Annotated in this window: 13 protein-coding genes; 5 read left to right on the top strand and 8 right to left on the bottom strand. The window is 73.2% G+C overall.

The genetic code is table 11. The features are described 5' to 3' along the window. The first annotated feature begins 12 nt into the window (after window positions 1-12). Together FPV26_RS09320 and FPV26_RS12930 are read left to right on the top strand one after the other, a co-directional pair. A complete protein-coding gene (locus FPV26_RS09320) occupies window positions 13-729 on the top strand; it encodes an SIMPL domain-containing protein (RefSeq protein WP_147653612.1) in 717 nt (238 codons plus the stop codon). Between the two features lie 168 nt (window positions 730-897). Beyond that, entirely contained in the window at window positions 898-2,265 is a 1,368-nt protein-coding gene (locus FPV26_RS12930; protein WP_147653611.1) for a YadA-like family protein, read from the top strand. 4 nt (window positions 2,266-2,269) lie between these two features. Here FPV26_RS12930 and FPV26_RS09310 read toward each other — a convergent pair whose 3' ends face one another. The 5 genes from FPV26_RS09310 to clpB form a co-directional block, all read right to left on the bottom strand. Next, complete coding sequence (locus tag FPV26_RS09310) at window positions 2,270-4,171, bottom strand: ABC-F family ATP-binding cassette domain-containing protein (RefSeq protein ID WP_147653610.1); 1,902 nt, start codon at window positions 4,169-4,171, stop codon at window positions 2,270-2,272. Window positions 4,172-4,196: 25 nt separating this feature from the next. Further along, window positions 4,197-4,577 (bottom strand): response regulator, encoded by a 381-nt coding sequence (locus FPV26_RS09305; protein WP_181952616.1) that lies wholly within the window; start codon window positions 4,575-4,577, stop codon window positions 4,197-4,199. A gap of 96 nt (window positions 4,578-4,673) precedes the next feature. After that, window positions 4,674-5,312, bottom strand: coding sequence for a response regulator (locus FPV26_RS09300; RefSeq protein ID WP_147653608.1), 639 nt, complete (start codon window positions 5,310-5,312; stop codon window positions 4,674-4,676). Further along, window positions 5,309-6,055: a sensor histidine kinase gene (locus tag FPV26_RS09295; RefSeq protein WP_147653607.1), complete on the bottom strand. Its 747-nt coding sequence runs from the start codon at window positions 6,053-6,055 to the stop codon at window positions 5,309-5,311. Before FPV26_RS09295 ends, FPV26_RS09300 begins: the two co-directional genes overlap by 4 nt. Before the next feature lie 132 nt (window positions 6,056-6,187). Then, on the bottom strand, window positions 6,188-8,773 hold the full coding sequence (clpB, locus tag FPV26_RS09290; protein WP_147653606.1) for an ATP-dependent chaperone ClpB: 2,586 nt from the start codon (window positions 8,771-8,773) through the stop codon (window positions 6,188-6,190). A gap of 145 nt (window positions 8,774-8,918) precedes the next feature. Between clpB and FPV26_RS09285 the strand changes: the two genes are divergently transcribed. After that, window positions 8,919-9,677 (top strand): lysophospholipid acyltransferase family protein, encoded by a 759-nt coding sequence (locus tag FPV26_RS09285; RefSeq protein ID WP_147653605.1) that lies wholly within the window; start codon window positions 8,919-8,921, stop codon window positions 9,675-9,677. Between the two features lie 22 nt (window positions 9,678-9,699). On the opposite strand, the gene pgeF is transcribed toward FPV26_RS09285, so the two are convergent. Next, window positions 9,700-10,464 (bottom strand): peptidoglycan editing factor PgeF, encoded by a 765-nt coding sequence (gene pgeF, locus FPV26_RS09280; RefSeq protein ID WP_246109254.1) that lies wholly within the window; start codon window positions 10,462-10,464, stop codon window positions 9,700-9,702. Further along, window positions 10,461-11,432, bottom strand: a complete 972-nt coding sequence (rluD, locus tag FPV26_RS09275) for a 23S rRNA pseudouridine(1911/1915/1917) synthase RluD (RefSeq protein ID WP_147653604.1) — start codon at window positions 11,430-11,432, stop codon at window positions 10,461-10,463. The genes pgeF and rluD overlap by 4 nt, the downstream gene beginning before the upstream one ends. 122 nt (window positions 11,433-11,554) lie before the next feature. On the opposite strand from rluD, the gene FPV26_RS09270 reads away from it, so the two are divergent. After that, complete coding sequence (locus FPV26_RS09270; RefSeq protein ID WP_147653603.1) at window positions 11,555-12,412, top strand: outer membrane protein assembly factor BamD; 858 nt, start codon at window positions 11,555-11,557, stop codon at window positions 12,410-12,412. A gap of 94 nt (window positions 12,413-12,506) precedes the next feature. Beyond that, window positions 12,507-13,355, top strand: coding sequence for a PhzF family phenazine biosynthesis protein (locus FPV26_RS09265; protein ID WP_147653602.1), 849 nt, complete (start codon window positions 12,507-12,509; stop codon window positions 13,353-13,355). Here FPV26_RS09265 and FPV26_RS09260 read toward each other — a convergent pair. After that, complete coding sequence (locus tag FPV26_RS09260; protein WP_147653601.1) at window positions 13,343-14,974, bottom strand: NAD+ synthase; 1,632 nt, start codon at window positions 14,972-14,974, stop codon at window positions 13,343-13,345. The two genes, FPV26_RS09265 and FPV26_RS09260, sit on opposite strands and share 13 nt — an antisense overlap. Window positions 14,975-14,978 lie beyond the last annotated feature (4 nt).

Raw genomic sequence — 14,978 nt, 5'->3', positions numbered from 1 at the left:
CGGAGCCGCGCCATGACCCCCTCGCCCGCCCGTTCCGCCTTCGCCGCCCTCCTGCTCGCGCTCGGCCTGGTCGGGGCCGGCTGGCTGGCCGCGCAGGGCATGGCGCGGCTGAAGACCCAGGACCGCTTCGTCACCGTGAAGGGCTCGGCGGAGCGGATCGTGGACGCCGACCTGGTGGTGTGGCCGCTGCCGCACACGGTCAGCGGCAACGACCTGGCCGACGTGCAGCGGCGGCTGGACGCGAACACGCAGGTGATCCGCGATTTCTTCCTGCGCGCCGGGTTCAAGGCGGAGGAGATCGTGGTCTCGCCGCCGCGGCTGGAGGACCGCTGGGCCTGGGCCTTCGGCGACAACCGTCCGCCGGAGCGCTACCGCTACTCGACCACCGTGACCCTGCGCACCAACCGCGTCGCCGAGGCGCTGGCGGCGCTGCGCCGCAGCGGCGAACTGATCGGGCGCGGGGTGCTGCTGGGCGGCCACGAGGGCGAGTTCGGCGGCCCGCAGTTCGAATACACCAGACTCAACGAGATCAAGCCGGCGCTGATCGCCGAGGCCACCGCCAACGCGCGCCGGTCGGCCGAGCAGTTCGCCAAGGACTCCGGCGCGCGCCTGGGCGGGATCCGCACCGCCAACCAGGGCGTGGTCTCGATCACCGACCGCGACCAGGGCAGCCCGCAGGTCAAGACGGTGCGGGTGGTGACGACAGTGGAGTACTTCCTGAAGGACTAGCCCCGGCGCGCGCGACCGCGCGACATGCGCCCCCTGACCGCGGCGGGGGCGGCGATCCGTTGTCCCGGATCGGAGCGGTTGGTGCGCACGCACCGGCCGCCCCCCGCGCAGGGGGCGCGCGGCGCCCTGTCCTGCGCGTGGTCCACACCGGGAACAGGGGAATCGAACATGCGACAGATCCACACCACGCGCCGCGTCCTGCTCGCGGCGCTGCTGGCCGCCGCGCCGGGCGCGGCCCTGGCCGGCACGACCTGTGAACACAACGACGGCGATCCGGGCACGCACGAACTGACCGGGAACAGCTTGGCTCCCGGAGTCGAGGCCTTTGCTTGCGGCTACAGCAACATCGCCAATGGCACACAGGCTTCCGCCTTCGGCTCCCAGAACATCGCCAGTAACACCGGCGCTTCCGCCTTCGGCTACTCCAACCAGGCCAGCGGCGTAGCTGCCTCCGCCTTCGGCTACGCCAACGAGGCCAGCGGCAGCAATGCCACCGCCTTCGGCTTCCTCAACACCGCCAGCGGCGACTACGCCGCCGCCTTCGGCTACGGCAACACAGCCAGCAGCATCGATGCCACTGCCTTTGGGATAGGCAACCGCGCCATCGCCTCCCGCTCTTCCGCCTTCGGCTTCAACAACACTGCCAGCGGCACCAACGCCTCCGCCTTCGGCTACCAAAACATTGCCAGTGGCGCCAATTCGTCCGCCTTCGGCTACCAGTCCCAGGCCACCGCCGACAACAGCACCGCCATCGGCGCAGGCGCCATCGCCGACCGCGCCAACACCCTCTCCGTCGGCAGCGCCGGCAACGAACGCCAGATCACCAACGTCGCCGCCGGCACCCAGGCCACCGATGCGGTCAACCTGGGGCAGATGCAGGCCGGCGACGCCGCCACCCTCAGCAGCGCCAACGCCTACACCAACACCCGCGAGGCCGCGATCCGCGCCGACATGGCCGCCGGCGACGCCGCCACCCTGGCCGCCGCCAATGCCTACACCGACAGCAAGGTCGCCGGCGCCACCGCCGTGGCCGTGGGCGAGGCCAAGGCTTATACCGACGCCCGCGAGACCGCCATCCGCGCCGACATGACCGCCGGGGATGCGGCCACACTGGCCAGTGCCCAGAGCTATGCCGACACCGGCGATGCCCGCACCCTCGCCAGCGCCCGCGGCTACGCCGACGCCGGCGACACCCGCACCCTGGCCAGCGCCAACGCCTACACCGACACCCGCTTCGCCACCCTCAGCAGCCAGTGGGACGCCTTCCAGGCCGACGTCTGGACCCGCCTGGACCAGACCGACCGCCGCCTGCACCGCTCCGGCGCCATGCAAAGCGCCATGGCCCACATGACCGCCAGCGCCGCCGGCATCCGCACCCGCAACCGCATCGCCGTCGGCGTGGGCTACCAGGAGGGCGAGAAAGCGCTCTCGGTCGGCTACCAGCGCGCCCTTGGCGAACGCGCCGCGGTCACCATCGGCGGCGCCTTCAGCGGCGGCGACAGCAGCGTCGGCGCGGGCGTGGGGTTCGGGTGGTGACGCGTCAGGCGGCGTCGTAGAGCGCCAGCAGCTCCGCTTCGGCGCGGTCGAGCTCGGCGCGCAGCGCCGCCTGTTCGCGGCCGAGTTCGGCGGCGCGCGTGCCGCCGTCGGCGTACAGGCCCGGGTCGGCGAGCGCGGTGTCCAGCGCGCGCAGGCGCGTTTCGAGCTCGGCCACGCGGGCTTCGAGCTTGGCCAGTTTGTGCGGGTTGGGTTTGGCCGGCTTCTTCGCCGGCGGCGGCGCGGCCGGCGGCGCGGCCTCGCGCCGGTCGGCGCGGGCCTCGGCGCGCGCGTCGGCGGTGCGGCCGCGCAGCCAGGCGGCGTAGTCGTCGAGGTCGCCGTCGAAAGGCTCCACGCGGCCGTCGGCCACGCGCAGGTAGCGCTCGCAGGTCAGGCCGAGCAGGTGCCGGTCGTGCGAGACCAGCACGATCGCGCCGTCGAAGTCGGCCAGCGCCTCGGCCAGCGCCTCGCGCATGTCGAGGTCGAGGTGGTTGGTCGGCTCGTCGAGCAGCAGCACGTTCGGCTGCTTCCACGCGATCATCGCCAGCGCCAGGCGCGCCTTCTCGCCGCCGGAGAAGTCGGCCACCGGCTCGAACGCGCGGTCGCCGGGGAAGTTCCACTGGCCGAGGAAGTCGCGCAGTTCCTGGGTGGGCGCTTCGGGCGCGAGCGGACGCAGGTGGTCGAGCGGCGAGGCCTCCGGGCGCAGCGATTCCAGCGTGTGCTGGGCGAAGTAGCCGATGCGCAGGTCGGGGTGCGCCTGGCGCTCGCCGGCGAGCAGCGGCAGCTCGCCGACCAGCGACTTGACCAGGGTGGACTTGCCGGCGCCGTTGGGGCCGAGCAGGCCGAGGCGGTCGCCGGCCTGCAGGACCAGGCTGGCCTGGCGCAGGATCACGATGCCCCCGCCCTGCTCCGCCGCCGCGGCCGGAGAGGAGTCGGGAAGGGGGTAGCCCGCATCCGCCTCGCGCAGCGACAGCAGCGAATGCGGGATCCGCGCCGGCGCCGGGAACGCGATCCGCAGCGCGCGCTCGACCCGCACCGCCTCGGTGCCGGCGAGCTTGGCCAGCCGCTTCATCCGCGACTGCGCCTGGCGCGCCTTGCTGGCCTTGGCCTTGAAGCGGTCTATGAACGCCTGCAGGTGGGCGCGCTCGGCCTGTTCCTTCTCGTGGGCGATCTGCTGCTGGCGCAACTGCTCGGCGCGCTGGCGTTCGAACGCGGTGTAGTCGCCCGCGTACAGCTTCGCGCGGCCGTCGTGCAGGTGCAGGACGTGGGTGACGACGTTGTCGAGGAACTCGCGGTCGTGCGAGATCACCAGCAGCGTGCCGGGATAGCGGCGCAGCCAGTCCTCGAGCCACACCACCGCGTCGAGGTCGAGGTGGTTGGTGGGCTCGTCGAGCAGCAGCAGGTCGCTCGGGGTCATCAGCGCGCGGGCCACGTTCAGGCGCACGCGCCAGCCGCCGGAGAACTCGGCCACCGGCCGGCCGTGGGTCTCGGGCGGAAAGCCCAGGCCATGCAGCAGGCGACCGGCGCGCGCGGTCGCGTCGTAGCCGTGCAGGGCCTCGATCCGCTGGTGCGCGGCGGCGACTGCCTCCCAGTCCTCGTTCGCGAACGCGTTCGCCTCGGCCTGCAGCGCGGCGTGCACTTCGCGGTCGCCGGAGAGGACGAAGTCGAGCGCGGGATCGGGCAGCGGCGGGGTTTCCTGGGCCACGCTGGCGATGCGCGCCCTGCCCGGCAGTTCCAGGTCGCCGCGATCGGGTTCCAGCGCGCCGGTCAGCGCCGCGAACAGCGAGGACTTGCCGGCGCCGTTGCGCCCGACCACGCCCACGCGCCAGCCGGCGTGCAGGGTCAGGTCCACGTCGGACAGCAGCAGGCGTTCGCCCCGGCGCAGGGCGAAATTGCGGAAGGCGATCACCGCGCGATTGTACCGGCGCGGCCGGTCAGGGCGCGGCGCCGAGCAGCAGCGGCGCCAACGCCAGGCGCAGGCCCTCGTCGGGCTGCATCAGGCACACGCAGGCCCGAGCCCCGGCCTCGGCGGCGGCCTGCCGGACCTCGTCGCTCTGGTACACGCTCATCGCCACCGTCGGCGGCGGCGAGGCCAACTGCTGCAGCGAACGCAGCAGGGTGAGCCCGACGCCGTGCAGCGCGTCCACGTCCACCAGCACCGCACTGGGCGCGCGGGTGCGGGCCTGCTCCAGCAGATCCACCGGATCGGCGGCCACACCGACCGCGACCGCGTCGCCGAATTCATGCAGGAGCCAGTCGTGGAGCGCGTCTCGCAACATCAGGTGCGGATGCCAGAGCAGCAGCAGACGGGGCATGGAAAGCGGTACATCGACAGCCATCCCGTGATGCTGCGCCGAGCCGGCGGCGGGCGCTGTCGGGAAAACTTGATCGGCCCCTGTCGGGCGCGCGGATCAGGCCAGGCCGTGGTCGAGCGCGAACCGGACCAGCGCGGCGACGTCGTTGACGCCGAGCTTCTGCATCAGGCGGCTGCGGTAGGTCTCGACGGTCTTGACCGAGAGCGAGAGCAGGCCGGCCATCTCCTGGTTGCTGCGCCCTTCCGCCACCAGTTGCAGCAGCTGGCGCTCGCGGGCGCTGAGGCTTTCGAGCGGGCTGCGGCTGCGCCGGCCTTCGACCAGGAACGCCTGCAGGGCGGTTTCCGCCACCGAACGGCTGAGGTAGCGCCGCCCGGCGGCGACCGCGCGCACCGCGTCCACCACCTCGGCCCCGGCCGCCTCCTTGAGCACGTAGCCGCCAGCGCCGGCCTGGAGGGCGCGGAACACGTGCTCGGAGCTGCCGTGCATGGACAGGATCAGCACCTTCGGCCCGCCGGGCCCGGCGCACAGGTCGCGGGTGGCCTCGATGCCGTTGAAGCCGGGCATGTTGATGTCCATCACCACCACGTCCGGGCGCAGCGCCGCGGCGGCGGCGAGCGCCTCGCGGCCGTCGGCGGCGCAACCGACCACCTCGATCCCGGGCTCGGTGGCCAGCAGCGCGCGCAGGCCGTCGCGGACCACGGCATGGTCGTCGGCGAGCAGGACGCGCACGCTCATGCCGTCGCCTCCCATTCCACCTCGATGCGGGTGCCGTGGCCCGGCGCCGCGTCCACCAGCATGCGCGCGCCCACCGATTCGGCGCGGTCGCGCATCACTTCCATGCCCCAGTGCCGGCGCGGGCCGCGCGCACGCACGGCCGGATCGAAACCGCAACCGTCGTCGGCGATGCGCAGGCGCACGCCGTCGGCCACGGCCCGCAGCGACAATTCCACCGCCGAGGCGCGCGCGTGCTTGGCCACGTTGGTCAGGGCCTCCTGGGCGATGCGGAACAGCGCGGTCTCCACTTCGGCCGGCAGCCGCGGCGCCGGTTCGACGCCCTGCACCGCGATCTGCAGGCCGGTGCGCCGCTCCACGTCCTCGCCCAGGGCGCGCAGGCCGGCGAACAGCCCGTATTCGTCCAGCGCCACCGGCCGCAGTTCGGCGATCAGGTTGCGCAGCACCGCGCTGGCCCGCTCCAGCAACTGGCGGGAGTCGTGCACGCGCGCGTCGATCGCCGCCCGGTCCAGACGCGGGCTGGCGATCAGGCCGAGGTTGAGTCCGAGCGCGGCCAGGTCCTGGCCGATCCGGTCATGCAGTTCGGCGGAGATCCGGCGCTGCTCGGCCTCCTGCACCTCCGCCAGACGCTGGGCCAGCCGGCGCCGTTGCAGCGCGGCCTCGCTCAGCCGGCGCTCGGCGGCCTCCAGCGCCTGTTCGGCCTCGTGCAGCCGGTGCCGGAGCTGGTGTAATTCAAGGTCGGACACCCGGCAGCCCCGCTGCGGCGATTCCAGGCATGAAAGTATGCCTGTTCGCGCCGCGCAGCCGGAAGCGCAGCGCGCGCCACGGCCACGTGCTCCGGACGAGAGGCGCCGGCCGTCGGCGAGGGCCGCTCACGCTCAGCCCTTGCGGAACACCAGCTGCCCGCCCTCGGCATCCACCTGCACGGTGTCGCCGGCGCCGAACTCGCCGGCCAGGATGCGCTGGGCGAGCGGGTTCTCGAGCTGCTGCTGGATCGCGCGCTTGAGCGGGCGCGCGCCGTACACCGGGTCGAAGCCGACGTTGGCGAGCAGGGCCAGCGCCGCGTCGGTGACCGCCAGCTTCATCCCGCGCTCGGCCAGGCGACTTTCCAGGCGGCGCAGCTGGATGCGGGCGATCTCGCGGATCTGCGCCTTGTCCAGCGGATGGAACACCACGATCTCGTCGAGGCGGTTGATGAACTCGGGGCGGAAGTGCGCCTGCACCACGCCCATCACCGCAGCCTTCATCTGCGTGTAGGCCTCCGGCGAGTCGTCGCCGCCGAACTCCTGGATCAGCTGCGAGCCGAGGTTGGAGGTCATCACGATCACGGTGTTGCGGAAGTCCACCGTGCGGCCCTGGCCGTCGGTGAGGCGGCCGTCGTCGAGCACCTGCAGCAGCACGTTGAACACGTCCTGGTGCGCCTTCTCGACCTCGTCGAGCAGGATCACGCTGTACGGCCGGCGCCGCACCGCCTCGGTGAGGTAGCCGCCCTCCTCGTAGCCGACGTAGCCCGGCGGGGCGCCGATCAGGCGGGCCACGGAGTGCTTCTCCATGAACTCGCTCATGTCAATGCGCACCATCGCCTCGTCGGTGTCGAACAGGAACTCGGCGAGCGCCTTGCACAGCTCGGTCTTGCCGACGCCGGTGGGGCCGAGGAACAGGAAGCTGCCGATCGGGCGGTTCGGATCCGACAGCCCCGCGCGCGAGCGGCGGATCGCATCGGACACCACCTTGATCGCCTCGTCCTGGCCGACCACGCGCGCGTGCAGCGCCTCCTCCATCTTCAGCAGCTTCTCGCGCTCGCCCTCGAGCATCTTGCTGACCGGGATGCCGGTCCAGCGCGAGACCACCTCGGCGATCTCCTCGGCGGTGACCTTGTCCTGCAGCAGCCGGAAGCCCTTGCGCTCGGCCTCCTGTGCGGCGGCGAGCTGCTTCTCGAGTTCGGGGATGCGGCCGTACTGGATCTCGCTCATGCGCGCGTAGTCCTGCCGACGCTGCGCGGCCTCGAGTTCGAGCCGGGCCTGCTCGATCTGCTCCTTGATCTTGGTCGCGCCCTGCAAGGTCGCCTTCTCGGCCTTCCACACCTCCTCGAGATCGTTGTACTCGCGCTCGAGCGCGGCGATCTCGGCCTCGAGGTCGGCGAGCCGCTGCCGCGACGCCTCGTCCTTCTCCTTCTTCAGCGCCTCGCGCTGGATCTTGAGCTGGATCAGGCGGCGCTCCTTGCGGTCGAGCTCCTCGGGCTTGGAGTCGATCTCCATGCGGATGCGGCTGGCGGCCTCGTCCATCAGGTCAATCGCCTTGTCCGGGAGCTGGCGGTCGGCGATGTAGCGGTGCGAGAGCGTGGCCGCGGCGACGATCGCCGGGTCGGTGATCTCCACGCCGTGGTGCACGGCGTAGCGCTCCTTCAGGCCGCGCAGGATGGCGATGGTGTCCTCCACGCTCGGCTCGCCGACGAACACCTTCTGGAAGCGGCGCTCCAGCGCGGCGTCCTTCTCCACGTACTTGCGGTACTCGTCCAGGGTGGTGGCGCCGATGCAGTGCAGCTCGCCGCGGGCGAGCGCGGGCTTGAGCATGTTGCCGGCGTCCATCGCGCCCTCGGCCTTGCCGGCGCCGACCATGGTGTGCAGCTCGTCGATGAACAGGATGATCTGGCCCTCGTTCTTGGCCAGGTCGTTGAGCACGGCCTTGAGCCGCTCCTCGAACTCGCCGCGGTACTTGGCGCCGGCGATCAGCGCGCCCATGTCGAGGGCGAGCACGCGCTTGCCGCGCAGGCCCTCGGGCACCTCGCCGTTGACGATGCGCTGGGCGAGCCCTTCCACGATCGCGGTCTTGCCCACGCCGGGCTCGCCGATCAGCACCGGGTTGTTCTTGGTCCGGCGCTGCAGCACCTGGATGACGCGGCGGATCTCCTCGTCGCGGCCGATCACCGGGTCGAGCTTGCCCTCCTCGGCGCGGCGGGTGAGGTCCACGGTGTACTTCTCCAGCGCCTGGCGCTGGTCCTCGGCGTTCTCGCTCTGCACCTTCTCGCCGCCGCGCATGGCCTCGATCGCGGCCTCGAGCTTGGGCTTCGTCGCGCCGGCGGCCTTGAGCGCGCGGCCGGCCTCGCCGCCGTCCTCGAGCGCGGCGAGCAGGAACAGTTCGCTGGCGATGTAGGCGTCGCCGCGCTGCTGGGCGAGCTTGTCGGTGAGGTTGAGCAGGCGGGCCAGGTCGTTGCCGACGGCGACGCTGCCGGCCTGGCCGGAGACCTTGGGCAGCTTCTCCAGCAACTCGCCGAGGCGCTCGCGCAGCAGCGGCAGGTTGACCCCGGCCTGGGCCAGCAGCGGGCGCGCGCTGCCGCCCTGCTGGTCGAGCAGGGCGACCAGCAGGTGCACCGGCTCGATCAGGTTGTGGTCGCGGCCCACGGCGAGCGACTGGGCGTCGGCGAGCGCCTGCTGGAAGCGGGTGGTGAGCTTGTCCATGCGCATGCACGGTCTCCGGTGGCGGAAGCCGGCCGGCGGCCGGCGACAGGGCGAAAATGCGGGCGCCGAAGCTGAATACAAGGCCGGCCCGGGCCGGGGCCGCTATCCTTGCCGCCCTTCCGGCCGCCGTGGCCGTCGCGTCCCCGTGTGCATGAGCGTCACCGACCTGGCTCCCCGCGCCGCGCCGCTCGCGCGCCTGGGCTGGCCCCTGCTCAACGCGCTGCAACTGCTGTTCACGCTGCTGTGGACCGCGGGCGGCATCAGTCTGGCCCTGCTGGTGCTGGTGCTGACGCGACGGCGCACCCTGCCGCTGCGGATGGCCTCGCGGCTGTGGGCGCCGGGGCTGCTGCGCGGGGCGGGTGCGCGCCTGGTGGTGGAAGGCGCGGACGCGGTGGACTGGTCGCGGCCGATGGTGCTGGTGGCCAACCACCAGTCCATCATCGACATCTGCGCGCTGTTCCGCGCGGTGCCGGTGCCGCTGCGCTTCGTGCAGAAGCAGGAAATGCAGCGGGTGCCGTTCGTGGGCTGGTATGCGCGGGCGATGGGGATGGTGTTCCTGGACCGGGCCAATCCGCGCGCGGCGCGGCGCAGCCTGCTGGCGGTGGTGGAGCGGCTGCGGCAGGGGGAGACGCTGTGCGCGTTCCCGGAGGGCACGCGCAGCCGCGACGGGCGCGTGGGGGCGTTCAAGACGGGGCCGTTCCAGTTGGCCCTGGAAGCCGGCGTGCCGGTGTTGCCGGTGGCGATCGCGGGCAGCGGCGCGGTGCTGCCGCCGGCGGGCTTCCGGGTGCGGCCGGGGGTGATCCGGGTGCGGTTCGGCACACCGATCGAAACCGCGGGGCGGTCGCCGGACGCACGCCAGGCCCTGGCGCGCGAGGCGCAGGCGCAGGTGGTCGCGTTGTTGCAGCGCTGAACTTCGCCGCCGACGTGCGCGCTCAGCGCGCGGCGCGCCAGACCAGCGTGGCGATGCGCCCGGTGCGGGCGTCGCGGCGGTGGGAGAAGAAGCGCGCCGGGTCGGAGATCGTGCACAGGCCGCCGCCGTGCACGTCGGTCACGCCGGCCGCGGCGAGCCGCTGCCGCGCCAGCGCGTACAGGTCCACGCGCCAGTGGCCGGGGCGGGTGGCGACGAAGGCCGTCGCCGCGCGCGGATCGCGGGCCAGGAACGCCGCGCGCACCTCCTCGCCGACCTCGTAGGCCTGCGGCCCGGCCGCGGGACCCAGCCAGGCGCGCAGGCGGGCAGGCGGCGTGTGCAGCGCGGCGACGGTGGCCTCGAGCACGCCCGCGGCCAGCCCGCGCCAGCCGGCATGGGCGGCGCCGACCTCGCTGCCGTCCACGGCCGCGAACACCACCGGCAGGCAGTCGGCGGTGAGGATGGCGAGCACGGTGCCGGCCGCGTCGGTGACTGCGGCATCGGCCTCGGGCTCGGGCTCCGCCGGGGCCTCCGCGCCGAGGCGCAGCACCTGCGTGCCGTGCACCTGCCGCAGCCAGTGCGGCGGCGCCGGCAGGCCGAAGCGTGCGGCCAGTTCGGCGCGATTGCGCCGCACGGCCTCGGGCTCGTCGCCGCTGCGCAGGCCGAGGTTGAAGCTGTCGAACGGCGGTTGCGACACGCCCGCACCGTGCCGCAGCGTGGTGAACGCCACCACCCCCGGCGGCGCGGGCCAGTCCGCGCGCAGGATCGCGCCGGTGTCGGCCGCGCTCACGATGCGGCCTCCGCGGCCCTGGCGTCGGCGCGCAGCAGCGCGATCAGCCGGCGCATGTCCTCCGGCACCGGCGCGCTGCAGCGCACCGGTGCGCCGGTGAGCGGATGGGCGAACTCCAGCACTTCCGCGTGCAGCGCCTGGCGCCGGAACCCGCGCAGCGCCTCGACCAGCTCCGGCGTCGCACCCCTGGGCAGCTTCAGCGGCCCGCCGTACAGCGGATCGCCGACGATCGGGTGCCGCAGGTGCGCCATGTGCACGCGGATCTGGTGCGTGCGCCCGGTCTCCAGCCGGCATTCGAGCAGGGTGTGGGCGCGGAAGCGCTCGCGCAGACGGAAGTGGGTGACCGCCTCGCGCCCGTCCTCGCGCACCGCCATGCGCAGGCGGTCGCGCGGGTGGCGGTCGATCGGCGCGTTCGCGGTGCCGCCGGCGACCAGCGCCCCGACCACGATCGCCAGGTATTGCCGGTGCACCTGCCGCGCGGACAGCTGCTCCACCAGCGCGGCGTGCGCCGGCAGCGTGCGCGCCACCACCATCACCCCGGAGGTGTCCTTGTCGAGGCGGTGCACGATGCCGGCGCGCGGCAGCGCGGCCAGGCCGGGGTCGCGGTGCAGCAGCGCGTTGACCAGGGTCCCGGCCGGATTGCCCGCGCCGGGATGCACCACCAGGCCCGGCGGCTTGTTGACCACGAACAGCGCCGGGTCCTCGTACAGCAGGTCGAGCGGGATGTCCTGCGCCGGCGCCTCGGTCTGCGGTTCCAGCACCTCGACCAGGGTCACCGTCTCGCCGCCGCGCACCGGATCGCGCGGCCGCGCCGCGCGGCCGTCGAGGCGGGCATCGCCCGACTTGATCCACGCCGCCAGCCGCGAGCGCGAGTATTCCGGGAACAATTCGGCCAGCACCGCGTCGAAACGGCGGCCGGCGGCGGCATCGGGAACGCGCGCGGTGCGCGCGGCGGCAGGGTCGGTCATGGCAGGCGCTGGCCCGGGATCCGGAAAACGGCCGGCCCGGGCACGGAAACGGGCCGAGGGAATGGGGCTGCTATTATCCGCCGTTCCCGGCCGCACTCCGGCCCGCCGCGCCAGACCCGTCCATGACCCCACGCTCCGCCTCCCGTTCCCTGCTGTTGCTGCTGCTCGCCGCGATCCTGGCCACGAGCGGCTGCGCGCGGATCAAGAACTTCTTCCGCGGCGAGGAAGCACCCGAGAACGCGGCGGTGGAACAGCTCTACGAGGAGGCCCACGCTTCGCTGCGCGGGCGCAACTGGTCCAGCGCCGAGGAAAAATTCAAGCGCCTGATCGCCCAGTACCCCTACGGGCCGTACGCCGAGCAGGCGCTGATCGAGATGGCCTACGCGCAATACAAGCGCGGCCGCCACGACGACGCGGTCTCGACCATCGACCGTTTCATCCGCACCTACCCCACCCACCGCCACATCGCCTACATGTACTACCTGCGCGGGCTGACCAACGCCAGCCGCGACACGGTGTTCCTGCAGCGGGTCTGGCGCCTGGACGCCAGCCGCCGCGACCTGGCCACGCCGCAGCAGGCCTACAACGACTTCTCCATCGTCGCCGAGCGCTACCCCAACAGCCGCTACGCCGCCGACGCGCGCCAGCGCATGGTGACGCTGCGCAACATGTTCGCCCGCCACGAACTGGAAACCGCGCTGTACTACCTGCGCCGCGGCGCCTGGGTGGCGGCGGCCAACCGCGCCACCTACCTGCTCGAGACCTACCCGCAGAGCGAACACCAGAACGACGCGGTGGCGGTGCTGGCCGAGGCCTACACCCGCCTGGGCAACCAGACCCTGGCCGCGGACGCGCGCCGGGTGCTGGAGCAGAACGCGCCGAACCACCCCTGGCTGGCCGGCGACTGGCCGGACTACCCGTCGAACTGGCGCAAGCTCAACCCGTTCGCGGGCGAGAAGTCGGCCCTCGACATGGATTGAGCCCGGTCGCGCAACACAGTGGTACCGCCGATGCCGCCTCCGGGCGGCATCGTCGTCTGTAGCATCGCCCTGCCCCCATCCGGAACGCCGCGCGATGCCCGAGATCCTGCGCTACGCCGCCTTCACCGAACGCGCCGACGGCGGCAACCCCGCCGGCGTGGTGCCCGACGCCACCGGCCTGGACGCGGCCGCGATGCGCGCCATCGCCGCCGAACTCGGTTATTCGGAAACCGCCTTCCTTTGCCCGCAGGGCGACGGCATCCACGACGTGCGCTACTTCAGCCCGCTCGCGGAAGTGCCGTTCTGCGGCCACGCCACCATCGCCGCCGCGGTCGCGATCGCCGAGCGCGAGGGCCCTGGCCTGCTCCGCTTTCGCACCCGCAACGGCGAGGTCCTGGTGGAAACCACGCGCGAGGACGGCCGCACCCGCGCGACCCTGACCAGCGTCGAACCGCATGTCGAGCCGGCCCCGGACACGCTGCTCGCACCGGCCCTGGCGGCCCTGCGCTGGCACGCCGACGAACTCGATCCCGCGCTGCCGCCGCGGGTGGCCTACGCCGGCGCACGCCACCTGGTGCTGGCCGCGCGCACCCGCGAGCGCCTGCGCCGGCTCGACTACGACTTCGCCGCGCTGCAGGCGACGATGCTGGCCCACGACCTGACCACCGTGCACCTGGTCTGGCGCGAGACGCCGGTGCGCTTCCACGCCCGCGATCCGTTCCCGGTCGGCGGCGTGGTCGAGGACCCGGCCACCGGCGCGGCCGCGGCCGCGTTCGGCGCCTACCTGCGCACGCTCGGGCTGGTGACGCCGCCGGCGACGGTGACCATCGTGCAGGGCGAGGACATGGGCCGGCCGAGCCTGCTCACGGTCGGCATCGGCGCACGCGGCGGCATCCGCGTCAGCGGCCGCGCGGTGCCGATCACCGCGCCTCAGCCGGCGTAGCCGTTGCTGATCGGATAGCGCCGCTCGCGCCCGAACGCGCGCCGCGACACCTTCGGCCCCGGCGCGGCCTGGTGCCGCTTCCACTCGCTGATCCGCACCAGCCGCAGCACCTTGTCCACGGTGGCGGCGTCGAAGCCGGCGGCCACGATCTCCTCGCGCGACTGCTCCTGGTCCACGTGCCGGAGCAGGATCGCGTCGAGCACGTCGTAGGGCGGCAGCGAATCCTGGTCGGTCTGGTTCTCGCGCAGCTCCGCCGACGGCGGGCGCACGATCACGCCCTCGGGGATCACCGGCGTGCCGCCGACCGTGTTGCGCCAGCGCGCCAGCGCGTACACCTCGGTCTTGTACAGGTCCTTCAGCGGCGCGTAGCCGCCGCACATGTCGCCGTAGATGGTGGCGTAGCCGACCGCGTACTCGCTCTTGTTGCCGGTGGTCAGCAGCAGCCCGCCGAACTTGTTGGCCAGCGCCATCAGGATCGCGCCGCGGCAGCGCGACTGCAGGTTCTCCTCGGTCACGTCCGCCGGCCGGCCCGCGAACGGTTCCGCCAGCGCGTCCAGGAAGCCCTGGAACGGCCGCTCGATCGGCACCGTCAGCAGGCGCACGCCGAGCGTGCGGCACTGCGCCTCGGCCAGGTCGTTGGACAGCGCCGCGGTGTAGCGCGAGGGCAGCCGCACCGCGGTGACGTGGTCGGCGCCGAGCGCGTCCACCGCCAGCGCCAGCACCAGCGCCGAGTCCACCCCGCCCGACAGCCCGAGCCAGACCTTGTCGAAGCCGTTCTTGCGGCAGTAGTCCTGCAGCCCGCGCACCACCGCGCGCCAGGCCAGCGCGTCGCGGCTCTCGTCGCCGTCCACGATCCACTGCACCGGCGCGAAGCGGCGCGTGGCCGGATCGAAGTCGGCCACCAGCCACTGGTCCAGGAACGCGGCCGCGGCCGGGTGCACGGTGCCGTCGCCGTCGGCCAGCACCGAGGCGCCGTCGAACACCAGTGCGTCCTGGCCGCCGACCAGGTTCAGGTAGGCGATCGCCGCCCCGCTCTCGCCGGCACGTTCGGCCAGCAGGCGGTCGCGCTGGGCGTGCTTGTCGCGCTCGAACGGCGAGGCGTTGGGCACCACCACCAGCTGCGCCCCGGCGCGCACCGTGCCGGCCAGCGGCTCGGGGAACCACAGGTCCTCGCAGATCAGCAACCCGACCGGCGTGCCCTCGACCTCGAACACGCAGTCCTCGCGGTCGGGGTCCACGTCGAAGTAGCGGCGCTCGTCGAACACCGCGTAGTTGGGCAGCTCGCGCTTGCGGTAGGTGTGGGCGATGCGCCCGTCCTGCAGCACGCTGGCGGCGTTGTACACGATCGCGCCGGCCGCCTGCGGCCAGCCGACCACCGCGGTGATGCCGCGCGCGGCCGGGGCGATGCGCCGCATCGCCGCCTCGCAGTCGGCCAGGAACGCCGGCCGCAGCAGCAGGTCCTCCGGCGGATAGCCCGACAGCGCCAGCTCCGGGAACACCACCAGGTCGGCGCCGAACTCGTCGCGCGCCTGCCCGATCATCGCCGCGATCCGCTCGGCGTTGGACGCCACCGCCCCCACCGGGAAATCGAACTGCGCCAGGGCGATGCGGAGCGTCATGCGG

Source organism: Vulcaniibacterium gelatinicum, from assembly GCF_008033445.1.
Lineage (GTDB): Bacteria > Pseudomonadota > Gammaproteobacteria > Xanthomonadales > Xanthomonadaceae > Vulcaniibacterium_B > Vulcaniibacterium_B gelatinicum.
This window is presented reverse-complemented; position numbering and strand designations above follow the sequence as displayed.

Excerpts from the sequence above, each read along its gene's own strand:
- FPV26_RS09320 (WP_147653612.1), top strand. The coding sequence starts at position 13 with ATGACCCCCTCGCCCGCCCGTTCCGCCTTCGCCGCCCTCCTGCTCGCG.
- FPV26_RS12930 (WP_147653611.1), top strand. The coding sequence starts at position 898 with ATGCGACAGATCCACACCACGCGCCGCGTCCTGCTCGCGGCGCTGCTG.
- FPV26_RS09305 (WP_181952616.1), bottom strand. The coding sequence starts at position 4,577 with ATGCCCCGTCTGCTGCTGCTCTGGCATCCGCACCTGATGTTGCGAGAC.
- FPV26_RS09300 (WP_147653608.1), bottom strand. The coding sequence starts at position 5,312 with ATGAGCGTGCGCGTCCTGCTCGCCGACGACCATGCCGTGGTCCGCGAC.
- clpB (WP_147653606.1), bottom strand. The coding sequence starts at position 8,773 with ATGCGCATGGACAAGCTCACCACCCGCTTCCAGCAGGCGCTCGCCGAC.
- FPV26_RS09285 (WP_147653605.1), top strand. The coding sequence starts at position 8,919 with ATGAGCGTCACCGACCTGGCTCCCCGCGCCGCGCCGCTCGCGCGCCTG.
- rluD (WP_147653604.1), bottom strand. The coding sequence starts at position 11,432 with ATGACCGACCCTGCCGCCGCGCGCACCGCGCGCGTTCCCGATGCCGCC.
- FPV26_RS09270 (WP_147653603.1), top strand. The coding sequence starts at position 11,555 with ATGACCCCACGCTCCGCCTCCCGTTCCCTGCTGTTGCTGCTGCTCGCC.
- FPV26_RS09265 (WP_147653602.1), top strand. The coding sequence starts at position 12,507 with ATGCCCGAGATCCTGCGCTACGCCGCCTTCACCGAACGCGCCGACGGC.
- FPV26_RS09260 (WP_147653601.1), bottom strand. The coding sequence starts at position 14,974 with ATGACGCTCCGCATCGCCCTGGCGCAGTTCGATTTCCCGGTGGGGGCG.